Raw genomic sequence first — 5,311 nt, forward strand, 5'->3', positions numbered from 1 at the left:
AACCTTGAAGCTCTTCTTTCTCCTTTCTTAGCATTATTTAGTTAAGTGTCTCAAAATAATTATGACCTAACATAAAATGAATCACTAAATTATAAATTTAGTCGTGTTTCAAATTATCAGGAATACTTTTTTGCCTCTTGCTTAAGCTTCTCTATGATTGAGAAATCATCCTGAACTTCTTTATTAATATTCTCTATAGCTTGCTTTCAAATAAGAAGATGTGTTATTTAAGGCATCAATTCATGATTTGAAAGAGAAATTAGATGCATCAAACTGAGATGATAGAATTAAAAAAGTATCGTCGAGCTATTGAAAAAACCATTAAGGAGCATCACGCGGCCAATCATCCTGTCTATCATTGTAAGGATGGATATATCGTTGCTATATATCCTGGGGGACGAGAAGCTAAGATTCAAAAAGTTAAAAACTCATAAATACAAAAATAGGATTAATTCCAAGAAAGTTTCATCATCTTTTTAAGAATAAGTTACTTTTCAAGATACAAAACTTTTATTTCTTTTTTCTTTAAAAAAACCTGTCATAGAAGTTTAAAATGTCTTGTGCTGAGTGAATAAGCGTAGCACCTTGTTGAATCAGAAAATTTGTTCCATAGGCTTGGGGATCTAAGGGGAATCCAGGCACAGCAAAGACATCTCGTCCTTGCTCAAGGGCCATTTCAGTTAAGTGAAAAGCCGTTGAGTTAACGGTGGCTTCAATGAGGATAATGCCTTTTGAAATCCCTGAAATAAGTCGTGTTTGTCTTAAAAAATGAGAGGACGTTGGAAAAACACCAAGTGGAAACTCAGAAATAAAAACGCCCTGGTATTCTAAGATTTTCTGAGAGAGATTTTTATGTTTGAGCGGCACAATCACGTCAATTCCACCAGCAAGAATGACAATTGTTCCCTTACATAAAGCACCTTTATGAAGAGAGATTTCGATGCCTTCTGAAAGGCCGGTGGCAATCACATATTTATTTTTCCCCAAGTGAGAAGCTAAATGTTTAGCAAATTGATTTGCTTGGTGAGATGCTTTTCGGCATCCTGTTCCACCTATAATTTTTTGATTTAAGAGAGATTTATTTCCAAGAACCGTTAAAAGGGGCGGAGGGTGGGGAATAGAGAGTAAAATTGAAGGATAAAAAGGAGATCCGAGAAGAATTATTTCCCCTTGTAAATCTTGGACTTTTTTTAATTCTTCTTCTGCGGTTTGTTCTGAACATATTGAAAAGAAAGGAAGGCGTCCTAATTTTGAAAGGATGGGGATTTTTTGAAGGACGTCTTGTGCTGTTCCATAATGCTGAAGAAGTTGGTAAAAGAGTCTCGAATTTAAGTTGAGTGTGCGGTTTAAGCGTATCCAACTAATCAATTCATTTTTTTTAGGAGGTTGAAAATCTAAGAAAGGAGAAGGGGTGACCATCATGAAAGCCTTGCAGGTTTAATTTATACAAAGGCTATCTGAAAATAAAAAATGATCCAAGTTGGATGGGCTAAATTTGATAAGGAATACGCACCATCGGATCTGAAACTGGAAAATTTTTATCATCACGTGTTACAAGGAATCCATTAATAGATTGAGCTGTGCTAAAAATAATAGAGTCTGGTATTTTAAGTTTATACTTTTGACGTGCTTGAATTGCTAAGTTTGCAATTGTTTGGTTAACTGGAATGATTTCAAAATGAGTTGTGAGAAAGGTTTCAATTTTTTTCATCATAAGAACGTCTTTAATGCCCACGCCGACTTCAATATAAGTGATGATAGTGATCGCTTTTGTTTTAAAACGCGCAATTTCTGTTTGTGCTTGTGATATTCCATTTAGGTAATCAATGATAATATTGCTATCAAAGAGAGCTTTCATTTACCATTCGTCTCTGAGCTTACGTTGAAAAGAAAGACTTTCAAGGGGCTGATTTTTTAAAATTCCAAAGACGTCTTCTGTTTCTAGGGGGGGATGGTTTTTGATCCAGGCATCAATGCTTTTTCGAATGAGCAGCGATCTTGGTGAGTGTTTTTGTTTGGCAAGTTGATCAAGCTTAGAAATTGTTTCAGGAGAAAGATTAATGAGCAATTTAGTCATAGGACACTCCTATTGTCAAAATATATAACAAACATATATTATATCTAATAGGTATATATATTAACTGAAAGTTTTTATAATTCAAGTTCATATGAGCTAAGGACTGCAGCTTTGTAAATTAAATATATTCAAAAGTCTCAAGATTTAAGTAAATAAGTAGGCCTGAATTGATATTCAGGTTCATATCTTATATGAAAAAATAAAAAAGAAACGCCACTTAAAAAAAGAAAAAAATATTTTTTGAACATAATGCGTCATTAATCCTCAATCTTCAAAAAATTATAAAATTTAATAAAGTCGTGGGACGTTATCAAGATTGTTTTTTAAATGCAAGGAAAGGTTTTTAGGAAAATTAAGAAAAGAAGAAATGCTAAAAACATTTTTTCTTTAATTTTAAGAAGTGTAAAAGCTTCCAAGAAGAAGTCAACATGATGTGGAATTATTTCTTTTTGAATGATTTTTCCTCACCTTTCCACAGTCGGACAATGTTATCTGAATGTCGACAAAGCACAAGGATACAAAGCGCAAGAAAAAGAAGAAAAGAGAACACGCACGGTAAATTCTCAAGAGCCAGAGGGCAAGGATAAAAACAGATCGCAGAAAAAGGAGCGCCAACAACAGCAATAAGAGCGCTTAAAGAAGAGATACGGGTGATTGCAAAAACAATTCCCCATGTTAGAAGAGCTAAGGCGCCCACAAATGGAAGAAGAACAAGCACACCGCCCGCAAGTGTTGCAACGCCTTTGCCTCCTTTAAATTGAAGCCAGATTGGGAAAGTGTGTCCAATTACAACGCCACAAAGACCGAGCATGCCAATTTCAAAGAGGTCGCCTCCAATATACAAAGCCATGAAAACCGCTAAGGATCCTTTTAGAGCATCACAAAAAAGAGTGAGGGCTGCAATGTGTTTGCTTCCTGTTCTTAAAACGTTTGTTGCGCCAATATTAGAAGATCCGATGGTACGTATATCTTGTTTTAAAAAAAGGCGTGTCCAAATGAGCCCAAAAGGAATAGAACCTAGAAAATAACTCATGAGAAACAAAAGAAGCGAAGAAGATGAAAAAAAAGTCATGATGTCTCTTAAGATTAAGGGAAAAGGAGAAGATTTTTTTGTCGTTGATTTTCATAAAGACAAATGGCAGCAGATGTGGAAACATTTAAAGTTGAAAAAAGAGGGGAAGTTGGGATCTTAACAAGAAAATCACAATTTTCTCGGCTCAGACGTCGAAGTCCTTCTCCTTCACTTCCCAAGATAAAAACAACGCGTTCCGGAAGATTTATTTGATCAAGTGTTTGAGAAGCATTTTCGTCAAGTCCAAGACACCAAAAGCCATGTTTTTTGAGAAGATCAAGGCTTTGGACGAGATTCTTCAAAAGAATTAAAGGGATCATTTCAAGGGCGCCCGAAGCGGCTTTTGCTAACGTGCCTGTGAGAGGAGGCGAATGGCGTTCTGTAAGGCCTACGCCTTGAATCTTAAAGGCTGCAGCGCTTCTTAAAATAGCCCCAACATTTTGAGGGTCCGTGACTTGATCCAGAAAAAGAAGCGTAAGAGGCCCCTCTGGGTATTGATCAAGAATGTCCTCAAGAGAAACAGAAGGAAGCGGAGAGGTTAAGAGCGCAATTCCTTGGTGAACAGCCTCTTTTGGAAGCACCCTTTGGAACATTTCTTCTTCAACAAGCTGAGGAGAAATCGAAACGTTTGGGCATTTTGTTTCAAGGAGCAGGGTTAGGTCTGGCGCTGATTTTGTGAGAAAGAGAAGCTGATCGAAGGTCCTGTTTTTATTCTTTAAGGCCTCTAACACGGCATGAAGCCCATAAAGCCATACTTTCCCCGAAGAAGAGGAAAGATTTGGTTTTGAAGGTCTTGAAGAAAATTTTAACTTTTTGGTGCGGGACATGATAGCGTCTTTAAAAAGAAATTGGATGCAAATGGACGATAAGAGAAGCTTTCTAAATACCACGAATTTTTTAAAAGTGTATCAAAAAAAATAAAAAAAAGCTCTCTTGAAACTTTATGGATATATTTGATCGTAAAAAGATGAAAATCATTAAATTATAGCTAAAACATTTAAAAATTTTAGAAAATATTAATTTTTTCTTGAAAAATCTAAACGCTCATGCAATATCTAAAAAAAGATTAATGTGAGGTAAATAAAATGCTTTCTAAATTTTTAGATCCTAAAAATGATCTTGCTTTTAAAAGAATTTTTGGGACACCCCGAAATGCTGATATTCTTATTCATTTTTTAAATGATATTTTAAACCTAAAAGATCACCCTATTCAGACAGTTAAGTTTCTTAAATCTAATCAAGATCCAAAAATTGCTGCGGAACGACAGAGTATCGTTGATGTTTTATGTGAAGATGAAAAGCATGATAAATTTATCATTGAAATGCAAGTGGCCCGAGATCCGGGTTTTATAAAGCGTGCCCAATATTATGCCTCTAAAACATACATTAATCAACGTGATGATGGTGTAAAATATAAAGATCTTAAAAACGTAAGGTTTTTAGCCATATACGATGCAACGCTTTTTCCTCAAAAAAGCAATTATATCTCTCATCATGAGATGCGTGATATTAAAACACAAGAAAATGATCTTGATAGCTTTAAGTTTGTATTTTTAGAACTTGCGAAATTTACGGATCAAAAAGAAGATTTGAAAACGATTATACAAAAGTGGGCTTATTTTTTTAAACATGCATCTGAAACATCAGAAGAGGATTTGGCTCAGATTATTGGATCTGATGCTATTCTTGGAAAGGCTTATCATGAACTTGACCGTTTTGGGTGGAGCAAAGAAGAGCTCTTGGAATATGAGTCGGTAGATATGAAAATTGCTTCTGTGAAAGGAGCTCTTGAAGTCTCTTACTTAGAAGGTGAAGCAAAAGGACGTGCAGAAGGTGAGGCAAAAGGGCGTACAGAGGGTGAACTTTTAACTCTTAAAAAAACGGTTATGCAGATGGTTAAAGCTAAAATAAATAAGGATATCATTTCTCAAGTAACTGGCCTTACTGGTGAGAAAATTGAGGAAATTATAAAAGAAGAAGAGAATTCTTAAAGAACAAAAAGAAAAGGTTTGACCTCTTTGGAAGAGTAAATGTCATGCTCTTTTTATAAGAGACCTAGAAAAATTCTGAAAATAGATTTTCTGAAGAAATTTAATATTTCCAAAAGAAAAATAAAAAAAGAACAAAAAGCATATTGACTTATAGGGGTATTCTTTTAGACT

Annotated in this window: 7 protein-coding genes; 2 read left to right on the plus strand and 5 right to left on the minus strand. The window is 35.0% G+C overall.

All coding sequences use genetic code 11. From position 1 onward, the window contains the following. Positions 1–263 precede the first annotated feature (263 nt). Positions 264–434: a hypothetical protein gene (locus tag JSS34_08370; protein MBS0186312.1), complete on the plus strand. Its 171-nt coding sequence runs from the start codon at positions 264–266 to the stop codon at positions 432–434. 91 nt (positions 435–525) lie between these two features. Here the strand turns inward: JSS34_08370 and JSS34_08375 are convergent, their stop codons facing one another. The 5 genes from JSS34_08375 to rlmB all read right to left on the minus strand — a co-directional run bounded on the left by JSS34_08375 (position 526) and on the right by rlmB (position 3,976). Further along, positions 526–1,422: a DNA-protecting protein DprA gene (locus JSS34_08375; protein ID MBS0186313.1), complete on the minus strand. Its 897-nt coding sequence runs from the start codon at positions 1,420–1,422 to the stop codon at positions 526–528. A 67-nt stretch (positions 1,423–1,489) separates the two neighbouring features. Continuing rightward, positions 1,490–1,858, minus strand: coding sequence for a PIN domain-containing protein (locus JSS34_08380; GenBank protein ID MBS0186314.1), 369 nt, complete (start codon positions 1,856–1,858; stop codon positions 1,490–1,492). Further along, positions 1,859–2,077 (minus strand): hypothetical protein, encoded by a 219-nt coding sequence (locus JSS34_08385; GenBank protein ID MBS0186315.1) that lies wholly within the window; start codon positions 2,075–2,077, stop codon positions 1,859–1,861. 439 nt (positions 2,078–2,516) lie between these two features. Further along, positions 2,517–3,149: a glycerol-3-phosphate 1-O-acyltransferase PlsY gene (plsY, locus tag JSS34_08390; GenBank protein MBS0186316.1), complete on the minus strand. Its 633-nt coding sequence runs from the start codon at positions 3,147–3,149 to the stop codon at positions 2,517–2,519. Positions 3,150–3,163: 14 nt separating this feature from the next. Beyond that, on the minus strand, positions 3,164–3,976 hold the full coding sequence (gene rlmB / locus JSS34_08395) for a 23S rRNA (guanosine(2251)-2'-O)-methyltransferase RlmB (protein MBS0186317.1): 813 nt from the start codon (positions 3,974–3,976) through the stop codon (positions 3,164–3,166). 258 nt (positions 3,977–4,234) lie between these two features. Between rlmB and JSS34_08400 the strand changes: the two genes are divergently transcribed. Continuing rightward, positions 4,235–5,140 (plus strand): Rpn family recombination-promoting nuclease/putative transposase, encoded by a 906-nt coding sequence (locus JSS34_08400; GenBank protein ID MBS0186318.1) that lies wholly within the window; start codon positions 4,235–4,237, stop codon positions 5,138–5,140. Positions 5,141–5,311: the final 171 nt, after the last annotated feature.

The organism is Pseudomonadota bacterium (genome assembly GCA_018242545.1).
GTDB lineage: Bacteria > Pseudomonadota > Alphaproteobacteria > 16-39-46 > 16-39-46 > 16-39-46.